A 20,566-nucleotide genomic window follows, 5' to 3' on the forward strand; every position below is an offset into this window, starting at 1 on the left:
TTAGACATTTCAATTTATGTTATAATTAAATGTAAATTCAAATTAATAGGGTGAGAATATGTTAAGTGAAAATATGTTATTACAAATATTTAATGAGGAGACTAGTGGTAAAAACCACTCCAAAGGACAAAGAGTTCTTAATAATGATCTGGTTTCTTCTTTGGATATTACCAGTGAAGACAATTTAATATGTATAGATGGCAATGTGATTTCGGAGAATCTATTTAATAAATATAACACAAAAATTGAGATGGATGGAGATACGAAGAGTATTTTTTCTACTTATTGCAGTTGTTTAGATTATGAAAAGAATGAGTTTAAAAAAAACAATTATTGTTGTAAGCATTTAGTTGCTACTTTTTATAAAGCATTGGGGCAATTAGTTAAGCATCCTCTTTTAAAAGAAACTGACATCTTATTTGAGAATAAAAGTAATATTTTATCTATGCTTCTAGACGATGAAAAACATAAGGATGAAATTAAAATAGAGGTTTATATAAATAAAAATCAATGGAGTGATAAGATATCAGCTGAATTTAAAATAGGACTCAAATCCATTAGTTCAAGTAGTTTATATATTTTAAAGGATATTGATAATTTTTTAGTATCGTATCATAATAAATTTGCTATAAAATATAGCAAAAACTTTACTTTCGATATAAAAAATCAAAGATTAAGTACAAAAGATAGAAGACTTATTGATTTTATTGAAATGCTAAAGGAAATGGATGGAATTCAAAAGTCATCCAATAGGAATAGAGATAAGTGTGTCCAAGGAAAGTATGTAAATATTCCTAAATATTTAGTTAGAGAATTTTTTCAGATTATAAATAAACATAGAGTGTATTTAAGTGAGGGATTTTTTTATAGAGATATTGATACTGAAATTTTAAATGAGATACCACCTATAAATTTTGATTTAAAAACCATAAAGGGAAATTATGTTCTGAAATCTCCAGAAGGGATGCCTATGGTTTTAGGTTCTAAAAATGATGTTTTCTTGTATGGTACAACAATATATATTCCAGAGTATGAGTTCTGTTACAAGATAAGCCCATATCTTAAAATATTTGATAAGGGAAATGTTATAACTATGGGTAGGAAAGAGGAAGAAACGATATTAAGAAAATTAATTCCAGATCTTAATATGTTGTCCACTAATGTTACTTTATCTAAATCTATAAAGAATAAAATAGTTATGGGTGAATGTGTATTTAATTTTTATTTTGATCAAAATGGGAAAAATATTACACTAATATTAAAGGTTAAGTATGAAAATTATGAATTTAATATATTTGATGATTGTCAGGAGAAAATTATATATAGGGACTCTAAGAAAGAAGCACATGTAATTAACCTTCTCAGCTCATTAGGTTTTCACGAGATAAAGGAGAAATTTTATTTTACAAATGGCGACGATTATATATTTAGATTTTTCAAAAGTGAAATAGGAAGACTTCAAGAAATAGGAGAGGTTTATTACTCAGAAAATTTCAAGGGGTTAAAGTCTTTAGGTACAAAGGGAATTAAGGGAGATATTAAAGCGGGGAAATATAACTACTTTGAAATGAATTTTAAAATAGGGGATATTCCATCACAGGAAACTACAGAGATATTAAGGGCATTTAGAAATAACCTTAAATATTATAAGCTTAAAAGTGGTGAGTATCTTGATTTAGAAGAATTAGAACTTAATAAGTTTTTGAAACTTTTAGATGTGGTTTCTACTAAGGATATAAATGAGAATCATATTGAAATAGCTAAGAACAAAGGGGCATTCATACATGGTTATTTAGAAGAAAATAATATCAGATATATAAAAGGAAAAAAAGAACTAAAAGAAATAAAGGATAAGTTCAAGAATATAGATAAGTTGAAATTTGAAGAACCAGTAGAGTTAAATGGAAAACTTAGAAAGTATCAAAAAGTGGGTTATAATTGGCTTAAGACATTAGATTATTTAGGGTTTGGTGGAATTTTAGGGGATGAGATGGGGCTTGGTAAAACCCTTCAAACCATTACCTTTTTACTATCCAATAAAGGGAGTAAATCCTTGATTGTAGCTCCAACATCATTAATATATAACTGGGTAAGCGAGTTTCAAAAATTTGCACCAACTTTAAGGGTAGTGGCTGCAAACGGGTCAAAAGAAGAGAGAAAAGTGCTAATAAAGAACATAGAAAATTATGATGTAATTGTAACAACTTATAACTTAGCAAAGAGGGATTTAGAAGGATATAAGAAGATAGATTTTGATTATTGTATATTGGATGAAGCCCAATATATAAAAAATCCTCACTCTCAAAATGCACAAGCCATGAAGGAGATAAAAGCAAGGAATAGATTTGCTTTATCAGGTACTCCTATAGAAAACTCTCTTATGGAATTATGGTCTATATTTGATTTTATAATGCAAGGATATTTATATGATGAGAAGCGATTTAGCGTAAGATATCATAAAAAACTTAAAGAGAGTCCAGAAGTATTAGTAGAGTTAAATAAACTTATAAAACCATTTATTCTTAGAAGAAGAAAAAAGGATGTTTTAAAGGAATTACCTGATAAGATAGAAAAAACACTTATGGTTACCATGGATGACGAACAGAAAAAAGTTTATGGAACCTATGCAAACCATGCATTAGATCTTATTGAGAAGAAGGTAAAGGAGCATGAGTTTAAAAGTAGCAAGATAGAAATTCTTGCTTATATAACTAAGTTAAGACAATTATGTCTAGATCCTTCTGTTTTAATGAATGAATATACTGGTGGAAGTGGAAAAATAGAAGCTTTAGTGGAACTTCTTCATAAGAGTATAGAAGAGGGTCATAGAATGCTTATTTTCTCTCAATTTACATCAGTTCTTAAAAATATAAATAGAAGACTCGATAAAGAAGGAATATCGTATAGCTATCTAGATGGTTCAATACCTTCATCAAAGAGAATGAAGATGGTAAAAGATTTCAATGAAGGGGAGAATTCTGCATTTTTAATAAGCTTAAAGGCTGGTGGAACAGGACTTAATCTAACATCTGCAGATGTAGTAGTCCACTTTGATCCTTGGTGGAACCCAGCTGTGGAAGAACAGGCTACAGACAGAGCACATAGAATAGGACAAAAGAATGTTGTACAAGTAATAAAAATTATAGCTAAGGGCACTATTGAGGAAAAAATCATAGCTCTACAAGAAGAAAAGAAAAAGCTTATATCAGAACTAATGGGAGATGAATTGTCTAGTGGTGAGAGTTTTGGAACTTTAAGTGATGAAGAAATTCTTGGGTTGTTTGATATGGAGTAATGAAAATATTTAATCTACTTATTAAAGCAAAAAATATCATGAGAAATTCTTCTCATGATATTTTTGATGTTTGTTTCTATTTTGGTAACTTATTTTTTCTTCTACTAGAATTTCGGTTTTTACTATATTTTTTTGTAGAAGTATTTTTAACAGTTTTTTTCTTTGCTATTGGTGTACTACCAGCAATTATTTTGTAAGGATGCTCTTCTATTAATGGTATGGTTTTACGTATAAGTTTTTCAATATCATTAAGATGTTCTTTTTCTTCCTCATCACAGAAAGAGATTGCAGCCCCTTTTAATCCAGCCCTTCCAGTACGCCCAATCCTATGAACATAGGTTTCAGGCACTTCAGGTAAGTCAAAATTAATTACATGAGATAATTCATGTACATCAATACCTCTTGCTGCTATATCCGTTGCTACCAAAACCCTTATTTTCCCTTCCTTGAAATTATTTAAGGCACGTTGTCTCGCGTTCTGTGATTTATTGCCATGAATAGCTTCAGCCTCTATTCCTGCTTTAATAAGATCGTTTGTAATTCCATTTGCACCACGTTTTGTTCTTGAAAACACCAAAACAGAATCTATAGACTCGTCTTTTAATAAATGCTTAAGTAAAGATTTTTTATGTTTTTTACGAACAAAATATACTTCTTGTGTAATTGTATCTACTGTAGATGAAACAGGTGTAACTTCTACTTTCACTGGATCTTTCACAATAGAATCTACTAATTTTGATATTTCTTTTGGCATAGTTGCAGAGAACAACATAGTTTGTCTGATTTTGGGTAGCTGTGCTATTATTCTTTTTACGTCATGAATCATACCCATATCCAACATACGATCAGCCTCGTCAAGCACAAAATACTTTACATTACATAAGTCAATATATTTCTGATTAAATAGGTCAAGCATTCTTCCAGGAGTTGCAATTAGTATATCTACTCCTGCTTTAAGTGCATTTGTTTGAGGTTTTTGTGATACTCCACCAAAAATAACTATATTTTTAAGATTTACGTATTTACCATAAGATGTAAAACTTTCTCCTATCTGAATAGCCAATTCTCTAGTAGGAGCTAATATCAAAGCTCTGATAGGTTTAGGACCTTTTTTAACTATTTTTTCATTAGAAAGATTTTGCAATAACGGAATAGCAAAAGCTGCTGTTTTTCCAGTACCAGTTTGTGCACAACCAATAAAATCCTTTCTGTTTAGTATAGTTGGAATAGACTTTTCTTGTATTGGAGTAGTTTTTATATACCCTTGTTCTTTTAAAGCTTTCTGAATAGGTTCGATTATGTCTAAATTCTCAAATAACATTTTTTCTCCTTTGTGATTTTAAATTTTAGTATCTATGGTATCAAAAATAAACTACCATTCCCTTATTCAGTATAATTGAATTACCACAAAACAACAACTAAGAACGGAATGTTTTCCATCTAATATTCTAAAAGTATTTAAAATTATTTTGTGAAATATTATAGTAATTTGGTACTTGTATCATATATAATACTATTATATTTAGAAAATGATGAAATTTTTACTAAATGATTAATTTCCTAAAATTGCATTACTAATGAATTTGGAATACAATAATTGAGAGGTGATGAAAAATGTCAGATATCAAATATGAAATAAAAGAAACAATAGGAGTAGTTTCAGAATCACCAAAAGGTTGGACTAAAGAGTTAAACATAATCAGCTGGAATGAAAGAATGCCTAAATTTGATTTAAGAGATTGGGCACCTAAACATGAAAAAATGGGAAAAGGTATAACTTTATCAGCTGATGAATTAAAAAAACTTAGAGATCTATTAAATGAGATGGAGTTATAAGAATTAAAGAATATAAAAATAAAAATTCCTAAAAATTTTGAAAGTTAGGAAGTTAAGAAGGAGAATAATAATATGAATGGAACTATACGAGAAAATATAAAACAAGGTACAAAAGTGAGGGTTGTTCAAAAACAAGATCAGCGTTCAGGGAAATTAACAGAGGGTGTGGTTGAAAAGATTCTTACAAACTCACGTAATCATCCTCGTGGTATTAAAGTTATGCTTGATACTGGTATTGTTGGAAGAGTTAAAGAAATATTATAATATTAGTTTGAAGCCCTGGTGGTTTTTACACTTAGGGCTTCTGTAACTAGTAATATATAAATTATTTCTAACTATCTTTTACTAACTTTAATATTTTATTTTCCAAATTTTTATTTTCCGTCATTAATACAAGCTTTTCTTTTTCAATTTCTAGGATTTTTTCAGAATTTTCTTTTAGCATATTATTTATTTCATTATTTAATTTTTCATTAAATTCTTTTTGTAATCCCACATTTTGTTTTTCAAAATCAATTAAGTTTTTAGAATTTTTTTCTTTTAAAGCATCTAATGTCTGTAAAATTGTTTTTAATTCAGAATTTAAGTTTTCATTTTTATCTAATAATTTTTCATTTTCTAATTTGAAATTTTTATTTTCTATTTCAAATTTAGTTACAGCTTTATCTAAATTTTTATTTTCACCAAGTATTTTATTAAAATCAGATAATTTACTTTTTGCTTCATCTACTTGATTATATAGATTTAAAGCTTCTTTTGTAGCTCTAGCATTTTGCTTTTCTAGTTCATTATTTTTTTTAATTAATTCTTTATTCTCTTTTGAAAATTTATCTAAGCTCTCTTTTAGCTCTTTTACTTTATCGCTTTCATTTAAAATTTTGGTTTTTAAAATTTTTATTTCCTCATTATACCCCATTGATTGTTTTTTAAAATTTTCTAATTCGTTTATATTTGAATTTTTAGTTTCTATTAAAGATATCTGAGTATTGGCCACAATTTTATTTATTATGGAAAAAACATTATCAAACAATGTTTTTAAGTCTTTTAGATCAGAAGAAACATCTAAAGTAGAATTGTCCTTATTTGCACTTCTATATGCGTCAATAAGTTTATTAAATACTTCGGATGTAGTTAAATCTTTGTCCTCCTTCAATTTAATAAAAAACTCTTTGTCTTTTGGTAATATTTTACCAGAAATTCTATCAGCATTCTTGTCTGTTTTAATAGTATTATCTGTATTTGAATTAATATTAGTATTATTCATACTAGTCCTCCTTTATGTAAACAAATATTATTATATCACAAAAATTCCAATGAGTGATAAATTTATTAACTAGTTATAACCTAAGTTATAACTAGTTAATAATAATGGTTATAACTAGTTATAACCATTATTATTTGTTATAAATAAATTATAACAAATAAACTATTAAAAGTAAAACATAAAATAATAATAACGTCGCGAAATATAGATTTCGCGACGTTATTTGTAAAACACTAGTTAGTGTGGTATAATTTATAAGAAAAATTGATATTTTTAGGGGAGATATACTTGATATACAAAATTAATGAAATGCAAGATAAAAACATGCCAAAAAGAGTGAGAGAGTTTTTGAGTTATATAATCTCAATAAAAGGTAAATCAGAAAACACAGCAAAAGCTTACAAATATGATTTGAAATTATTATTTAAATTTTTAAGATTATACAGAGAAGAGATAGTAGAAGAAACCGAAATAAATGATATAGATATAAAAAATATTGATGATGATTTTATAAAAAAAGTAGATCTTTCAGAATTATATAGTTTTATAACTTTTGTTGAAAAGTACAGAAATAATAGTAATTATTCAAAAGCTAGAAAAGTAGCTACAATGAAATCATTTTTTAAATACTTAAATGTAAAAATAAAACTAATTAATGAAAATCCAGCATTAGAATTAGAAACGCCCAAAATAGGTAAAAGAAATCCTATATATTTAAATTTTGAAGAAAGTAAAAGTTTGTTGAAGTGTATAGACGGTACTCATAAAGAAAGGGATTATTGTATTATAACTTTATTTTTAAATTGTGGTTTAAGATTGTCAGAGTTATGTGGAATAAAAATTTCAGATATTAAAGATAATAAATTAACTGTAATTGGTAAGGGGAATAAACAAAGAGTTATATATCTCAATTTAGCTTGTATTAAATCATTAGAAAGTTATTTAAAAGTCAGAAAAGAAAAGGAAAATAAAATACTAGATAAAGATATTCTTTTTATTAGTCAGAAAAATACAAAGATAAATAAACGAACAGTAGAAAGAATGGTAAAAAAATATATTGAAAAAGCAGGAATAGAAAAGGAGAAATTTTCACCACACAAACTTAGACATACAGCTGCAACGTTGATGTATAAAAATGGTGCAGATATAAGAGGTCTTCAAAAATTTCTAGGTCATGAAAATATTTCAACAACGCAAATTTATACTCATGTTGATGATGAGAGGATGAAAGAAATTGTTAATATTAATCCGTTAAGTAGCATAGAATGATACTTATAAACATTAACCTATTGTAAAAAACTAACAAAAATTCAATGGAAACTTAATGTATTATATATATAATTTTGTGATATAATAATATTATGAAAATTCTTAAAATTAAGAAAGACATATTTAGAGAATCTAGAGCAGTTACTTTGAACTGACTCATTGATAGGTTCTCTTTTATTTTGGATTAAAATATCTGATATTAATAATTATAGAAAAATTAATATAAATAAAATTCATATTAGATAGTATTAAAATATATATTATGCTAATTAAAAAATCAAGATGAATAAAATATTCATCTTGATTTTTTATAGTGTATATTTAAAGTGCTATATTATAGATTTCTTTCGTATTGTTCTACTATTTTTTTTACCATTTGACCTCCAACAGAGCCAGCTTGTTTGCTAGTTAAATCTCCATTGTAACCATCGTTTTTTAAATTCACTCCTACTTCATTAGCAGCTTCCATTTTAAATTTATTTAATCTTTCTTTAGCTTCTGGTACAAGATTTTTTGCCATTATATATTCCTCCTTAATTAATGATTGATTTTTATAATTGTTGTTTTATGTTACATTAATAGTGTGACCCTATTAAAAAATAATATATTAGTAGCTTACAGGTATAAGTTGAAGTTTGTACTTTTTTTAGAAAATCAAATATAAAGTGTCATTTTTTTAAAAATTTATTTGTATAATCCAATTGACAACATATAATGAATCGTGGACAATAAGTATGAAGTATGGAATAATTTTATTTATTAGTAGTTAGGAGATGGTAATTTGAAAAAGCTTAAAATTATTATGACTGGAGGAGGCTCAGCTGGGCATGTAACTCCTAATCTTGCACTCATACCCAAACTAAAAAAAATAGGATATGATATACAATATATAGGAACCCAAAATGGAATTGAAAGAAAAATTATTGAAAATGAAAATATAAAATATCATGTAATTTCAAGTGGAAAGTTAAGAAGATATTTTGATATAAAAAATTTTTCAGATCCTTTTAAAGTTATAAAAGGAATTTTTGAAGCAGCTAGTATAATAAGGAAGGAAAAACCCAATATAGTTTTTTCTAAGGGTGGCTTCGTATCGGTTCCTGTAGTTATAGGAGCATACTTAAATAAGGTTCCAGTAATTACACATGAGTCTGATATGACACCAGGACTTGCTAATAAACTGGCAGTTCCATTCTGTACTAAAATATGTGTTACTTTTCCAGAATCTATTAAATTTATTAAAAAGGATAAAGCTGTACTTACCGGTACACCTATCAGAACACAATTATTTAGTGGAAGCAAACTTAAGGGGCGTAAAATTTGTGGTTTTGAAGATAATAAACCTATTCTTATGGTAATAGGTGGAAGCTTGGGATCTAAAATAATAAATGATATTATAAGAACTAATTTAGACCAATTACTTGCTAAATATAATATTATTCATATTTGTGGTAAAGGAAATTTAGAAAATAAATTTTCTAATAAAAAAGCATATAAGCAATTTGATTATGTGCGAGAGGAATTAGCAGATTTAATGGCAGCATCAGACATATTTATATCTAGAGCAGGCGCAAATGTTATTTTTGAATTACTTGCCCTTAAAAAACCTAATTTACTTATACCTCTATCAGGTAAATCTAGTAGAGGAGATCAAATTTTAAATGCCGGGTCTTTTGAAAAAAGTGGATATAGCTTGGTAGTTCAGGAAGAAAAATTAACATCAGAATTACTTATTAAGAAATTAGAATATTTATATGAGCATAAAGATAAATTTATAATGAAAATGAATTCTAGTGTTTTGAATAATGGTGTGGACAGTATAATCGAATTAATAAAAAAATGTACTAAATAAGAATGTTTTTAACATTCTTATTTAGTACATTTTTTATTAACGATAAAAATAGATCTTTATAAAAATTTTCAGAATATTTTGTAAAAAACCCAAAAATATAATATAATATAGAGTATAAACATTAAGTACTATAAACATAAAGGAGATGATTGCATGAAAATAGAATTCTATGGTGCTGCTAAATGTGTTACCGGTTCTTGTCATATTTTAAAAGTTAATAATAAAAATATCCTTTTAGATTGTGGACTCTATCAAGGCAAAGATGAAAAAGAAAGAGGAAATGAAGATTTTAGTTTTCAACCCAAGAATATAGATTATGTAATTTTATCTCATGCTCATATAGATCACAGTGGAAGAATTCCACTGCTTTATAAAAAAGGTTTTAAAGGAGAAATTTTATGTACTAAGGCTACAAAAGAGTTATGTAGCATAATGCTTCCAGACAGCGGCTATATACAAGAAATGGAAGTTGAATGGAAAAACAGGAAAAGAGTAAGACAGGGACTGCATACTATAGAACCTTTATATACTTCTAAAATTGCAGAACTTTCAATGTACCTATTTAAAGAGTTTAATTATAATGAAATGATAGAAGTTTTTGAAGGATTTAAGATAAGATTTAGAGATGCAGGGCATTTATTAGGATCTTCAATAATTGAAATGTATATAAAAGAAGATTACGAAGAAGAAATAAAAGTTGTTTATACAGGAGATTTAGGCAATACTAATAAACCTATAATAAGAGATCCTGAATTTATTAATTATACAGATTATTTAATTATGGAATCAACTTACGGAGATAGAATTCATGGAAATATAGATTGGTCATTTAAGGAACTGGTTAATATTATAAAAACGACATTTGAAAAAGGGGGAAATGTCGTTATACCATCTTTCTCTATTGGAAGAACTCAAGAAGTGTTATATGCTTTAAATAAATATGTTAAAAATAATGAATTAGAAGATATAACAGTATTTGTAGATAGTCCTTTGGCTGTTAATGCTACTAAAATTTTTGAAAAAAGTAGTGATTATTTTGATGAAGAAACTAAAAATTTATTATATAAAGGAATAAGGCCATTAAGATTTGAAGGATTAGTTTTCACAGAATCTCCTCAAGAATCTATAAAAATTAATAAAATGCAAAAAGGTGCAGTAATTATTTCTGCTAGTGGTATGTGTGAGGCTGGTAGAATTAAACATCATCTTAAACATAATTTATGGCGAAAAGAATGTTCTATTGTTTTTGTGGGTTATCAAGCAGAAGGAACGTTAGGACGAGCAATTTTAGATGGAACTAAAAAAGTTAAGTTGTTTGGTGAAAATATAGCTGTAAATGCTCATATATACAACTTGGAAGGATTATCTGGTCATGCTGATAAGAATGGACTTATAAATTGGGTAGATAATTTTATGGAAAAACCAAAAGAAATATTATTAGTTCATGGAGATGATAAGTCACAGAAAAACTTAAAAGAATTATTAGATTTAAAGGGATATAAAACTAAAATAATGGGTATGGGAGAAACTTATTATATAAATGAACATTTTAAATTAAATGACCAAAATATAAAATATAGAATTATTAAATTATTGAATTCTATGGATAATATTGAAAATGTTAGCAAAGAGATATTACTTAAAGAAATAAAAAAGGTCGTTAATAAAGAAGATTAAAATGGACCCTATGTCAAGGACATTAAAAAAAAGGGGTTAAGCAGCATTTAAAAGATGATTTCTAAATTGTTTAGGAATCATCTTTCATATGTCCGAAGAAAGATAATCCGATAAAAAAGTTTTAGAGATTTTAAGGCAGCCGCTGGAAGATAGAATTATAAAAATTTCTAGAGCAAATGGAAGAGTAAAATATCCAGCGAATTTTATGCTGGTTGCAGCCTAGAATATGTATACTGTTTAAAGTTATTCGTGCTCTATTGTACCTCTTTCAGCTTGATCTTCGGAACTTACTCTTGTATATATAGCTACATTCATTTGCTTATCACCTCGTATTTATTGTATAGTACATTGATCTTATATATTTAAATACTTGTTGGTTTTGCTCTGTTCACAGATATGATTTTATTGGAAAACAACTTGTCCATTTATTATTACTACCTTTTTAGTAAATGTGAACGTAAGTTCCGCAATTAGTATAATGCTAATGGGTAAAATTTTAAATATATAGAAAAATATTTTGAAAAGTTGCTCCAGAGAAATATATAATAAAAGGGATTATGAGATAAAATAAAATTTAAAATCTCAAGAGTAGATGTAGAGTACTCTAATGACTAGACTAGGGATAGACAAATAAAAAAGAGAAGTATTTCTACCTCTCTTAACAACATACGTATTTACTTTTTAAATAATAAATTTGTAAATCCAAAATACCGATGCTCTGATTTTGACACCTATCTCTCGATAGATGGGTGTTCTCACAAATGTTTTCACTGCCCTTGCCACTCTTAGTTGGTCTTATATTACTAATCCACATTTATATATTGAACTCCCGTATAAATGATGTAGGTTTAAAATAAGAGCTCTACAAATATTTTAGATTATTAACTTATTTATATTTGAAATTTGTAAAAACAACTTTACCGGAAGACTATTATATACAGAATATATATAAAGTTCAATAACTTTTTAAAGAAAATATAAGAAAGTTTTACAAGTAAGTACTTGAAAATAAATAATCTAAGCAGAAAAAAGTGATGTTAGATAAATATATATACAATTTAATATTTTGATTATATGTATTTCTATTGCTAATAACCAGAATATTTAAGAATTTTACGACTATTTACAAAAAATAATTTAATTTAAAATATATACATAATATACATTTAATTGACGAACAGAAATACATCAAATATAATAATACTACTAGCTAAATTAATACTATAATGTAAATTATAACTAATAGATGGTATTCCTATACAAAAGAAAGGAGAAAAATTTATGAGTTTCATATATACTAAACTTAATATAAAGAGAATAGTTTTACATCAAATATTTAAAAGAGATAAGGACAAGCAGGTTAAACCTCTTAAATACAGCACGAGTTTAACAACATTAAATGAAGAAGGTATGAGAGAGTTACAAAATAGAATTGTTACTGCATTAGGTAATGATTCTCATAGCATTGAAATGAATATTGCGAATGTAGATGAAAATAGTACATTCCAAATTTTAACTAAGATTATGGAGTATTCAGATGAAGAATTTGTTAAGAAATCTAGAGAGATAGCATATAAATTAGCAGAAGCACAAAACAGAACCAATATTCCAGGGGGAATTGTAGTAATATTCGACGGCGAGGTTGGTATTGACAAAAAAAAGTTTATAAGTGTAATTAAAGCAGAAATTCATGGGGGATTTACTTTGAATGATAATAAAGAAAGAGGTATATTACTAAAATTCATAGCTAATCTAGTATTAACACCTCAGCAAAAACTTTACAAAATAGGAATGTTTACAGAAATGCAAAATACAGGTAAGCGTGATAATTTAAGAAGCCCAGATGATTTCAAAGCATTTATATATGATCAAAATATGAATAGTGCAGAAACTTCTAATGCAGCAGTTTATTTTTATAGCTCTTTTTTAGGATGTTCAGTTACTCCAACAAGTAAAAAATTAACTAGAGATTTTTACAATTATACAAAAGAATTTGTTAATACAGTTGATATTTCAGCTGAAAGAAAATTTGATTTAAATCAAGCTTTATATACATATTTAAATACTTCTAATCATACTATTGTAAGTGTTTCTCAATTTAAGGATGAATATCTTGATATAGAGGAACAAGATATGTATTGTGACTATATGGAAAATAATAAATTTCCAATGCATGCAGTATCTAAAGATTTATCATATATCAAATCTAAGTTAAAAAAAAGAAAAGTTAATTTCTCATCCAAAGTACAAATAAGTGCACCATCAGAAAAATTTAGTAAACTTGTAGAAATAAAAGGTCATGAGGGGAATAAAACTATTTTACATATTGAAGGACATATTCAAGGTGATGAATAGTGACTGAGCAGGAGTTTAAAGAAAAGTTTGAAAGTGATAAGATAAAATTTAATATATGGGGTAAATATGTAGAAAATTATATAAAGACTAAATTAGAAGAAAGAGTGGATAATATAAAAGAGTTTTTAAAAATCCCTTGTGAACCAAGAGTAAAAAAAACAGAGTCATTAATAGAAAAAGCATTCTATAGAGATAAAAATTATATAAATCCATATGATGAAATTACAGATAAAGTTGGAATTCGTTTTGTTGTTTTAATAGTAGAAAATATAAGAATAATTAAGGATATAATTGAAGAAAATAAACAATGGGAAGTATCAAAAGATAGAGATTTTGAAAAAGAGAGGGAGGAAAATCCTACAATATTTGACTATGAATCAGTTCATTATATAGTAAGAAATAAGGAACAACTAAATTTAAAAGATGCTATTATACAAGCTAGGACACCTTGTGAAATACAAATTAGAACGTTATTGCAACATGCATATTCGGAATTAACACATGATACGATATATAAGCCAAAAACGAAAGTGAATTCGTCTGTAAAAAGAATAGTTGCAAGAAGTATGGCTCTTATTGAAACTACAGATAGTTTATTTAAGGAGGTAAATAATATGATTTTTGAAGAAGAAAAAGAATATATTGATTTACTTCCTGAATTAAAAGCCATATATTCTGAAATTATAAATTTGGAATTTGAATATGAAAAAAAGTTAAATATATTTATACTTGATTCTTATAAAGAAATTTTAAAAGATATTAAAGCAAAGGATATAAGAAGTTTTGTTTATGATAATTGTAATATAAAAAAAAATTATAATATAAAAGAAATTATAAAAGAAAATTATCATACAAATTTAATTTATAGGCAACCTATAGTTATTTTAATTTATTATTTAATACGAAAGAAAAGAAATGTTTGTAGAAAATTTTGGCCTTTTCCACCAGATGAATTAGAATGTTTTTACACTGATTTAGGATATTCTTTTAATTATAAGTTTTAAATTTATATACAAAAGCTCCATTTCAATATGGAGCTTCTATTTAATTTGTTGGATCAGTAGGAGTTTTCATTAAAGTAGAAATAACAGAGGATGATTTTTTCTCCAGTGATGATAAAAATTCACCACAGGAAAATCCAGTGAAAAATGTTATGAACATACAAATACTCGGGAAACCATTATTAACTTCTAGTGTACCTTTAGTTATAGAAATCATTCCTGCTTTTAAGCCTAAAATGGTTAAGAACGCAAAAGCTAGTGAAAAAAGGGGTCTACATACAAAATAAAATAACATTCCTATATTTTGTATATTATCATTGATATTTCCTTTATTGGGAATAGTGATTTTATTTCCAATACATAATTTATAAACTTTTCTTATGTAAAAAACAGAACTTCCTAGAATAGATGTTGAAAGAGAGCCTATTAGTGCTAAATTAAAATAATTAATTTTATTTTCTTCATTAATAATAAAAAATGACCATATATGCTCTGGAGCTGAATTATCAAATATAATAATTACAATAGATAATATTAGACCTATTACAAATAATATAATATAATATGATAACAATAATATAATATTAATTTTAGATAGTTTCCTCCAATTATTGATTTCACTTGAACAAATTAATTGAGCTTCTGTTGTAGCTGTATCCATGCTTAAAAATCTCCTTACTATATATTTTACTTATAAGTTGTCCTAAATTTACTAACTAATTGTTATGCTATAATTATAACAATTTTGTAATTTGATGTATATAATTTGAGATTAAATTTCATATAAAAGTTTAGACGGCTCATCTGTATCTTAGCCTTAGCTTACACTTCTAGTACATAAAGCAACCCACCTATTTTTAGAAGGTAGGTTGTTAAGTGAAATTCTAAATTTTTAATAATTCATTTTTCGCTTGTTTATATTTTTCTAATCTATCATAATCTTTTTTTGAAGGATTAGGAATTCTTTTTATATTACTATTATCTTCTAAATCAGCTAATTTAACTATTCTCCCAATACGATTATTTTTGCAACGTTTAATAAATTGCATGTAATCTTCATCTCTTATTCTTGTAATAGAACTTAGTGCTTTTATTGTTTCCTCTGAAAATCCTTCTTTACTTAAATATTCTAATGTTATATCTGTATCTTCAATAGTATCGTGCAATATTGCTACAATTTGAGAGGTTTCATCATTCATTTTTAGCATTATTCGCAATGGATGTAATATATAAGGATTTCCTCCTTTATCTGTTTGTCCTTCATGTGCTTGTGTTGCTATAATTATAGCTTTACTCAATAAATCCACATTATCATTCCTTTCATAATATATGACATCAGAATATTATATAACAATTTATTTTTAAATTATACCATACAATATTTTTATGATATGTGGTATTGGTTAATGATTATTTATTTTAGAATTAATAAATGTGTGCAGTATTAATTGAGTGAAGAAGTATTTAGGAGCACAAAAGTGTTTATTATATATAAAATACAACTACTATTCTATTAATTTTCTATATTTAGTGAATCCTTCAATTGAAGATTTTGGTAACGTAGAGATACGACTTTTAATAAAATTATCGTCAGCAATTGATAGACAAATTCTCACTACTCCAACATCAGCATATTGTTTAGAATATGATGGAGGGTTATCTTTCTCATATTTAGCAAATACTTTTTTTGTTTTATTTAATGTTTGTTCTAATAAATTAAAAGTAGTATATTTAGAAGCCAATAATTCTTCTATTAATTTTGATAAACTTTTAGAATTAGAATGATTTCTATCTGGATATCGTTTCTTAAGATATGCAGATAATGTGTTGAGGTTAAGTTCCTCATTATTTAGAAATCCCGCTTGTTTTGCTTTTTCTTCAGCAAGTCTCTTTTGTTCCTGACTTGCATGGAAAAATAGTTCAAAATGTGAATCAACTACATAAAAAAGTGCACTTAAAGCATTGAAATCCTTTTTCAATGAAGAAGGTATAGCATTTGATGATTTATAATCGAGATAATGAGATATTGTTGCCCAAGCGTTCATAGCAATTGTACGAATTTGAATTTCAAATTTTAAGTTTTTGATATCATCATAACGAGGTCCATTAAAATGTGATGGTAAGGAACAGATATAGTGAACAGATAAATATCCAAAAGAGTCTTTTTGTGTATCATTAATTTTGTCATCTTTTTTATGTATATCGATTATTTTTTCAATAATTTGTCCAATTTTATAGACATCACTTAAAAATAAACATATAACTCTTACCCCACAAAGATCGAATATTTTTTCAAAAGGCTGTTTAATTTCTTTTCTGTTAATTTTATCTACAAACGAGTCATAGGTTTTAACCCTTCCTTCAATAGTATGGTAAGGAATATTTTGTTTTTCTAGTTCTTTTTTTAACATATAAATAATTTCATCCTTGAGGCATTCAAATTTCTTATACCTAAGTTGATATTGTTTCTTAATAATATCAATATCCATATAAATATCTCCTCCTAAGTTAATAATTTAGTTTTTTGAAAATAATAGTATATTAAATAATAGTATATTAAATAATAAATTGGATATATTTATCACTAACTTTTACTTAATTTGCAGTAACTAAGGGGCATCACTGTTTTAAGAACTTACAAAATTTTATTAACTTATCTTTTTTTATCAATTATATCCTCTTTAAATTTCTTCATAATAAAAACTACACACTATAAATTCTAAGCAATTATACCAAATAATACCTAGAAGTTCCAAACAATTATTGGAAATATAAAATATTTAAGGAATATTGTAGAAAATTAAAAGAGGTAATATAGTATAAGATTTTAGAAAGATAGGGTAGCGAAGTATATTTAAAATGTATAAAGGTATATATGTAAAAAGTGCTAATTTAGATTAGCACTTTTAGTGTTTAAATGTAATATTTTTCAATTATGTCTTAAATATATATTTCACCTCTTATTTTCTCTACACTCCTATAAATTGCTTAGTTTGATCATTATATTTATAATCTATCTTTTTTAATTTATCTTCAATCTCTTCACTTTTTATTTCATAATAGTCGCATAGATTTTTAAAACTGCTAAATTCATCTCTTAATTTCATATTAACAATGCTTAATAACATATATGGATCCATAGATAATAGCTGTTCTCTATCCATACTATTTTCACCTACCCTAATTCAAATTATGACGCCTTATAAAGAAAGTGTGTACTAATGGATATAAATTAATTAAATCATAATCGTAAAACAATATATAACAAAGAGAATTTATATAATCTTGGGAGGAAGCGATGAGCATGAAAAATAAACTTAAATGGACTATTCCTACTGCGTTAGGTATTCTGTTATGTGCTTATTTTTTTATGACACCAATAGGTGCATTGAGACTTGGCGTAGCATTGTCGTGTCACCCTATAAAGGCAGTAACATCTGTAATTGGAGTATGATTATGGTAAAACACACTATAATATTCTTTCGTAATTTTTTACGATTATGTTTTAATACATTTGAGCTTGTTACTACACAATTTTTTTATATTATGTAGCTATTAATCATACATAATTATACCAAAATAAACCAAAATATCATAAACATATAATGGTAATATATATCATTTAATAAGAAAATTGGAATATAGGAAAACAACAACTGAAAGCATAAAAACAAAAGTGCTTATAAGAGCACTTTTTAAGAAGAAAATATTTTATTTTGATTATATACTTATCTTCATACCTGTTTGATAGAAGGGGAGAGCAGTCTATTTTAAAGGTATATATGCTTGATAATAGTATTAATGTTTTAATCTACGTATCTCTTAAAAATGGTACCCGTAAAAATTCCAATATATGTAGCACCCAATAACATTTCTAAACTAGCAACAAATTCACCAAAACCCTTTGGTATAATATTTCCATATCCAACTGTTGAAAATGTTATTACTGATAAATATAATGATTTTAAATAATCCTCTAAAGTTAAATCGAATCCAATTTTAAAAGAATAATCAACTGTTCTAACATTAACTATTTCAAAACCAGAATACAGGTATAAAATTGACGAACACAAAATAATTAGTATACAATTTAATATTATTCTTTGAGGATTTATGAAATATCCAGTTGTATACCAGAAAAATTTTTTTGATAACTTGTCAGTTCCATGTGAAGAAAGCAAATCTAAGTAATTATATAATTCATAGTACAAAAATCTTTCTTCATCATTCTTTCCTTTCAAATATTGATAATATTGCTTAGTAGCAAGTACAAATGATTTAATTATTCCTTCCTTGAACTCTAAATTAAAATAAAACTTTTTGAAGTGTGAGGAATCTTCATCACGCAAGACGATGAGTTTATCATATGCTACAAAAATGCATTCAATATTTTCAGATTTTTGTATATTGAATCCAATTGGATTGGATAAATGATTTAATATTGTAATCATACATTGTGAACAATTAACTAAGCTTAATGTATGTGTATCACTGCTTGCACTATTAGGTAATTCATCACAATAGAAAAAACAAACCTTATGATAATTAATTAAGAATAGTCCTTTACAAAGAGAGTTTAAAATAAAAATTCGACTTTCATCATAAATGTTTTCATCTTCATCAAATTTCATTTTAAAGTTATTAAATTCACATTCAAAAAAATATATAACATCTACATTTTTTAATAAAACCTCTAATTTACTAAATTTACAATTTATAAAACATAATACCTTCCTTGAGTTGTCAACATTATTACATAATATTTTTTTAAACTTTAATTCACTTTCAATACTAAAATCTTCATTTCTAACTATATTGCAGTTCCATTTGCCAAGTTCTATTTTTTCTTGGCATTCTTGATTTGATTTTATAATCCTACAATACTCACTTAAAGTCTCATTACCTACACTAATTTCTTGTTGAAATTTTTCTTTATATTTTTTATTTTTACTAAATTTCAATCTTATTTTCTCCTTATAATTATTTTCTATTTTAATAATCATTCATATAATGCTTGTACAATTATACCAAATAATACCTAAAATTTCTAAACAGTTATTGGGAATATAAAATATTTAAGTAATATTATAGAAGGTAACATTAGCAGAAAATCTATAATAATTTTTGATATTAAATAATAATATATTTATGTATCAATTATTTTGAGGAGTAAGGGAGTGGAAGTAAGCTTATATAAATTTTTAAAAGCGTATAATAATGATTTAAAGACAAGTAATAATAAATATTACGGAAGGGCTATAGGTGAAACTTATAATGTCATTAGTAAAACTTTTTCAAAGGAAAGTATTGAACCCATAGATGATTATATACGGACGGTTGATACTAGTGGTTTTAGAAAAATATCATTTGATTTTTTACAAACTTTAAAAACAATTGCATCTAGTAAATATTATGACCCATTAAATCAAATACAATATTTAAAAACAAGAATCAATATAGGAAAAGAACTATTAAATGGAAGGAAAAAATTAGATGTAGTGTTGCAGTGTGGTATAGATATAAGTAAAAATAATCTAATGATTTTAGCATTTAGTTCAAATTATAATTTAGATTTAGAAGCAAGCATGCTAAAAGGATTATTAATAGAATTCCCGACAGAAGATAAACTATTTATAGACGTAAAAAGAATAGATAGATTAACTTGTTGGGAACTAAGTAAAGGTGAAGAGAATGTTATAGATTTTAGTATAGTTCAACCTACAAGTAGAAATCTATTAATTAAAACTGCAAACAGATTAACATGTCCATAAAGCTAAAGTTATAAATTATTATCTTTAAGTATAGGATCAAATATTAGTAGTCAAATAAGTATAAAGAGATTTAAGTATAAGAGCATTCAATTTTAAGTGTTGAGTGCTTTTATTATATTAAAAATATAGATGTATTAATTTTAAATTACAAAATGACAATGATTAAAGCAACTATTGTGTAGCAGGGGAGAAAAGTATATTTAAAATGTATAAAGGTATATATGTAAAAAGTGCTAATTTAGATTA

At 25.9% G+C, this 20,566-nt stretch carries 18 protein-coding genes and 1 pseudogene; 11 read left to right on the forward strand and 8 right to left on the reverse strand.

What is annotated here, in order from left to right; translation table 11 throughout:
- Positions 1–58 precede the first annotated feature (58 nt).
- Positions 59–3,295 carry a DEAD/DEAH box helicase gene (locus OW763_RS05895; protein WP_268040153.1) on the forward strand — a complete coding sequence of 1,079 codons (3,237 nt, stop codon included), beginning with the start codon at positions 59–61 and terminating at the stop codon, positions 3,293–3,295.
- Positions 3,296–3,371: 76 nt separating this feature from the next.
- Here the strand turns inward: OW763_RS05895 and OW763_RS05900 are convergent, their stop codons facing one another.
- Positions 3,372–4,616 (reverse strand): DEAD/DEAH box helicase, encoded by a 1,245-nt coding sequence (locus OW763_RS05900; RefSeq protein WP_268040154.1) that lies wholly within the window; start codon positions 4,614–4,616, stop codon positions 3,372–3,374.
- A 293-nt stretch (positions 4,617–4,909) separates the two neighbouring features.
- Here OW763_RS05900 and OW763_RS05905 point away from each other — a divergent pair, with 293 nt between their 5' ends.
- On the forward strand, positions 4,910–5,131 hold the full coding sequence (locus OW763_RS05905) for a YdbC family protein (RefSeq protein ID WP_268040155.1): 222 nt from the start codon (positions 4,910–4,912) through the stop codon (positions 5,129–5,131).
- Between the two features lie 72 nt (positions 5,132–5,203).
- Entirely contained in the window at positions 5,204–5,395 is a 192-nt protein-coding gene (locus OW763_RS05910; RefSeq protein ID WP_268040156.1) for a YwbE family protein, read from the forward strand.
- 67 nt (positions 5,396–5,462) lie between these two features.
- Here the strand turns inward: OW763_RS05910 and OW763_RS05915 are convergent, their stop codons facing one another.
- A complete protein-coding gene (locus OW763_RS05915; protein ID WP_268040157.1) occupies positions 5,463–6,395 on the reverse strand; it encodes a coiled-coil domain-containing protein in 933 nt (310 codons plus the stop codon).
- Positions 6,396–6,704: 309 nt separating this feature from the next.
- Here OW763_RS05915 and xerA point away from each other — a divergent pair, with 309 nt between their 5' ends.
- Positions 6,705–7,664 (forward strand): site-specific tyrosine recombinase/integron integrase, encoded by a 960-nt coding sequence (gene xerA, locus OW763_RS05920; protein WP_418921795.1) that lies wholly within the window; start codon positions 6,705–6,707, stop codon positions 7,662–7,664.
- Between the two features lie 334 nt (positions 7,665–7,998).
- Here the strand turns inward: xerA and OW763_RS05925 are convergent, their stop codons facing one another.
- The gene (locus OW763_RS05925) at positions 7,999–8,184 is read right to left on the reverse strand and encodes an alpha/beta-type small acid-soluble spore protein (RefSeq protein WP_268040159.1); all 186 of its coding nucleotides are present in this window, start codon (positions 8,182–8,184) and stop codon (positions 7,999–8,001) included.
- 282 nt (positions 8,185–8,466) lie between these two features.
- Between OW763_RS05925 and OW763_RS05930 the strand changes: the two genes are divergently transcribed.
- The 5 genes and pseudogenes from OW763_RS05930 to OW763_RS05955 all read left to right on the forward strand — a co-directional run bounded on the left by OW763_RS05930 (position 8,467) and on the right by OW763_RS05955 (position 14,552).
- Positions 8,467–9,516, forward strand: a complete 1,050-nt coding sequence (locus OW763_RS05930; protein ID WP_418921796.1) for an undecaprenyldiphospho-muramoylpentapeptide beta-N-acetylglucosaminyltransferase — start codon at positions 8,467–8,469, stop codon at positions 9,514–9,516.
- A gap of 153 nt (positions 9,517–9,669) precedes the next feature.
- A complete protein-coding gene (locus tag OW763_RS05935; protein WP_268040161.1) occupies positions 9,670–11,193 on the forward strand; it encodes an MBL fold metallo-hydrolase RNA specificity domain-containing protein in 1,524 nt (507 codons plus the stop codon).
- 109 nt (positions 11,194–11,302) lie between these two features.
- Positions 11,303–11,413 (forward strand): annotated as a pseudogene (locus OW763_RS05940) (ATP-binding protein); the annotation flags it as partial.
- Positions 11,414–12,474: 1,061 nt separating this feature from the next.
- The gene (locus OW763_RS05950; protein ID WP_268040162.1) at positions 12,475–13,548 is read left to right on the forward strand and encodes a nucleoid-associated protein; all 1,074 of its coding nucleotides are present in this window, start codon (positions 12,475–12,477) and stop codon (positions 13,546–13,548) included.
- Positions 13,548–14,552 (forward strand): GTP pyrophosphokinase, encoded by a 1,005-nt coding sequence (locus OW763_RS05955; protein WP_268040163.1) that lies wholly within the window; start codon positions 13,548–13,550, stop codon positions 14,550–14,552. The genes OW763_RS05950 and OW763_RS05955 overlap by 1 nt, the downstream gene beginning before the upstream one ends.
- A 40-nt stretch (positions 14,553–14,592) precedes the next feature.
- Here OW763_RS05955 and OW763_RS05960 read toward each other — a convergent pair whose 3' ends face one another.
- From OW763_RS05960 to OW763_RS05975, 4 genes are all read right to left on the reverse strand, one after another.
- Positions 14,593–15,210 (reverse strand): hypothetical protein, encoded by a 618-nt coding sequence (locus OW763_RS05960; protein WP_268040164.1) that lies wholly within the window; start codon positions 15,208–15,210, stop codon positions 14,593–14,595.
- A gap of 223 nt (positions 15,211–15,433) precedes the next feature.
- Entirely contained in the window at positions 15,434–15,856 is a 423-nt protein-coding gene (locus OW763_RS05965; protein WP_268040165.1) for a GTP pyrophosphokinase, read from the reverse strand.
- 198 nt (positions 15,857–16,054) lie between these two features.
- Positions 16,055–17,038, reverse strand: coding sequence for a GTP pyrophosphokinase (locus OW763_RS05970; protein ID WP_268040166.1), 984 nt, complete (start codon positions 17,036–17,038; stop codon positions 16,055–16,057).
- 480 nt (positions 17,039–17,518) lie between these two features.
- The gene (locus OW763_RS05975; protein WP_268040167.1) at positions 17,519–17,713 is read right to left on the reverse strand and encodes a DUF4250 domain-containing protein; all 195 of its coding nucleotides are present in this window, start codon (positions 17,711–17,713) and stop codon (positions 17,519–17,521) included.
- A gap of 140 nt (positions 17,714–17,853) precedes the next feature.
- Here OW763_RS05975 and OW763_RS05980 point away from each other — a divergent pair, with 140 nt between their 5' ends.
- Positions 17,854–18,003, forward strand: a complete 150-nt coding sequence (locus tag OW763_RS05980; protein WP_268040168.1) for a hypothetical protein — start codon at positions 17,854–17,856, stop codon at positions 18,001–18,003.
- A 352-nt stretch (positions 18,004–18,355) separates the two neighbouring features.
- Here the strand turns inward: OW763_RS05980 and OW763_RS05985 are convergent, their stop codons facing one another.
- On the reverse strand, positions 18,356–19,510 hold the full coding sequence (locus OW763_RS05985; protein WP_268040169.1) for a potassium channel family protein: 1,155 nt from the start codon (positions 19,508–19,510) through the stop codon (positions 18,356–18,358).
- A 216-nt stretch (positions 19,511–19,726) separates the two neighbouring features.
- Between OW763_RS05985 and OW763_RS05990 the strand changes: the two genes are divergently transcribed.
- Complete coding sequence (locus OW763_RS05990; RefSeq protein WP_268040170.1) at positions 19,727–20,320, forward strand: hypothetical protein; 594 nt, start codon at positions 19,727–19,729, stop codon at positions 20,318–20,320.
- Positions 20,321–20,566: the final 246 nt, after the last annotated feature.

This window comes from Clostridium aestuarii (assembly GCF_026735135.1).
Lineage (GTDB): Bacteria > Bacillota > Clostridia > Clostridiales > Clostridiaceae > Clostridium_H > Clostridium_H aestuarii.

Coding starts and splice junctions, on each gene's coding strand:
- OW763_RS05970 (WP_268040166.1), bottom strand. CDS start 17,038: ATGGATATTGATATTATTAAGAAACAATATCAACTTAGGTATAAGAAA.
- OW763_RS05935 (WP_268040161.1), top strand. CDS start 9,670: ATGAAAATAGAATTCTATGGTGCTGCTAAATGTGTTACCGGTTCTTGT.
- OW763_RS05895 (WP_268040153.1), top strand. CDS start 59: ATGTTAAGTGAAAATATGTTATTACAAATATTTAATGAGGAGACTAGT.
- OW763_RS05925 (WP_268040159.1), bottom strand. CDS start 8,184: ATGGCAAAAAATCTTGTACCAGAAGCTAAAGAAAGATTAAATAAATTT.
- OW763_RS05960 (WP_268040164.1), bottom strand. CDS start 15,210: ATGGATACAGCTACAACAGAAGCTCAATTAATTTGTTCAAGTGAAATC.
- xerA (WP_418921795.1), top strand. CDS start 6,705: ATGCAAGATAAAAACATGCCAAAAAGAGTGAGAGAGTTTTTGAGTTAT.
- OW763_RS05930 (WP_418921796.1), top strand. CDS start 8,467: ATGACTGGAGGAGGCTCAGCTGGGCATGTAACTCCTAATCTTGCACTC.
- OW763_RS05975 (WP_268040167.1), bottom strand. CDS start 17,713: ATGGATAGAGAACAGCTATTATCTATGGATCCATATATGTTATTAAGC.
- OW763_RS05905 (WP_268040155.1), top strand. CDS start 4,910: ATGTCAGATATCAAATATGAAATAAAAGAAACAATAGGAGTAGTTTCA.
- OW763_RS05910 (WP_268040156.1), top strand. CDS start 5,204: ATGAATGGAACTATACGAGAAAATATAAAACAAGGTACAAAAGTGAGG.
- OW763_RS05900 (WP_268040154.1), bottom strand. CDS start 4,616: ATGTTATTTGAGAATTTAGACATAATCGAACCTATTCAGAAAGCTTTA.
- OW763_RS05980 (WP_268040168.1), top strand. CDS start 17,854: ATGAAAAATAAACTTAAATGGACTATTCCTACTGCGTTAGGTATTCTG.
- OW763_RS05950 (WP_268040162.1), top strand. CDS start 12,475: ATGAGTTTCATATATACTAAACTTAATATAAAGAGAATAGTTTTACAT.
- OW763_RS05915 (WP_268040157.1), bottom strand. CDS start 6,395: ATGAATAATACTAATATTAATTCAAATACAGATAATACTATTAAAACA.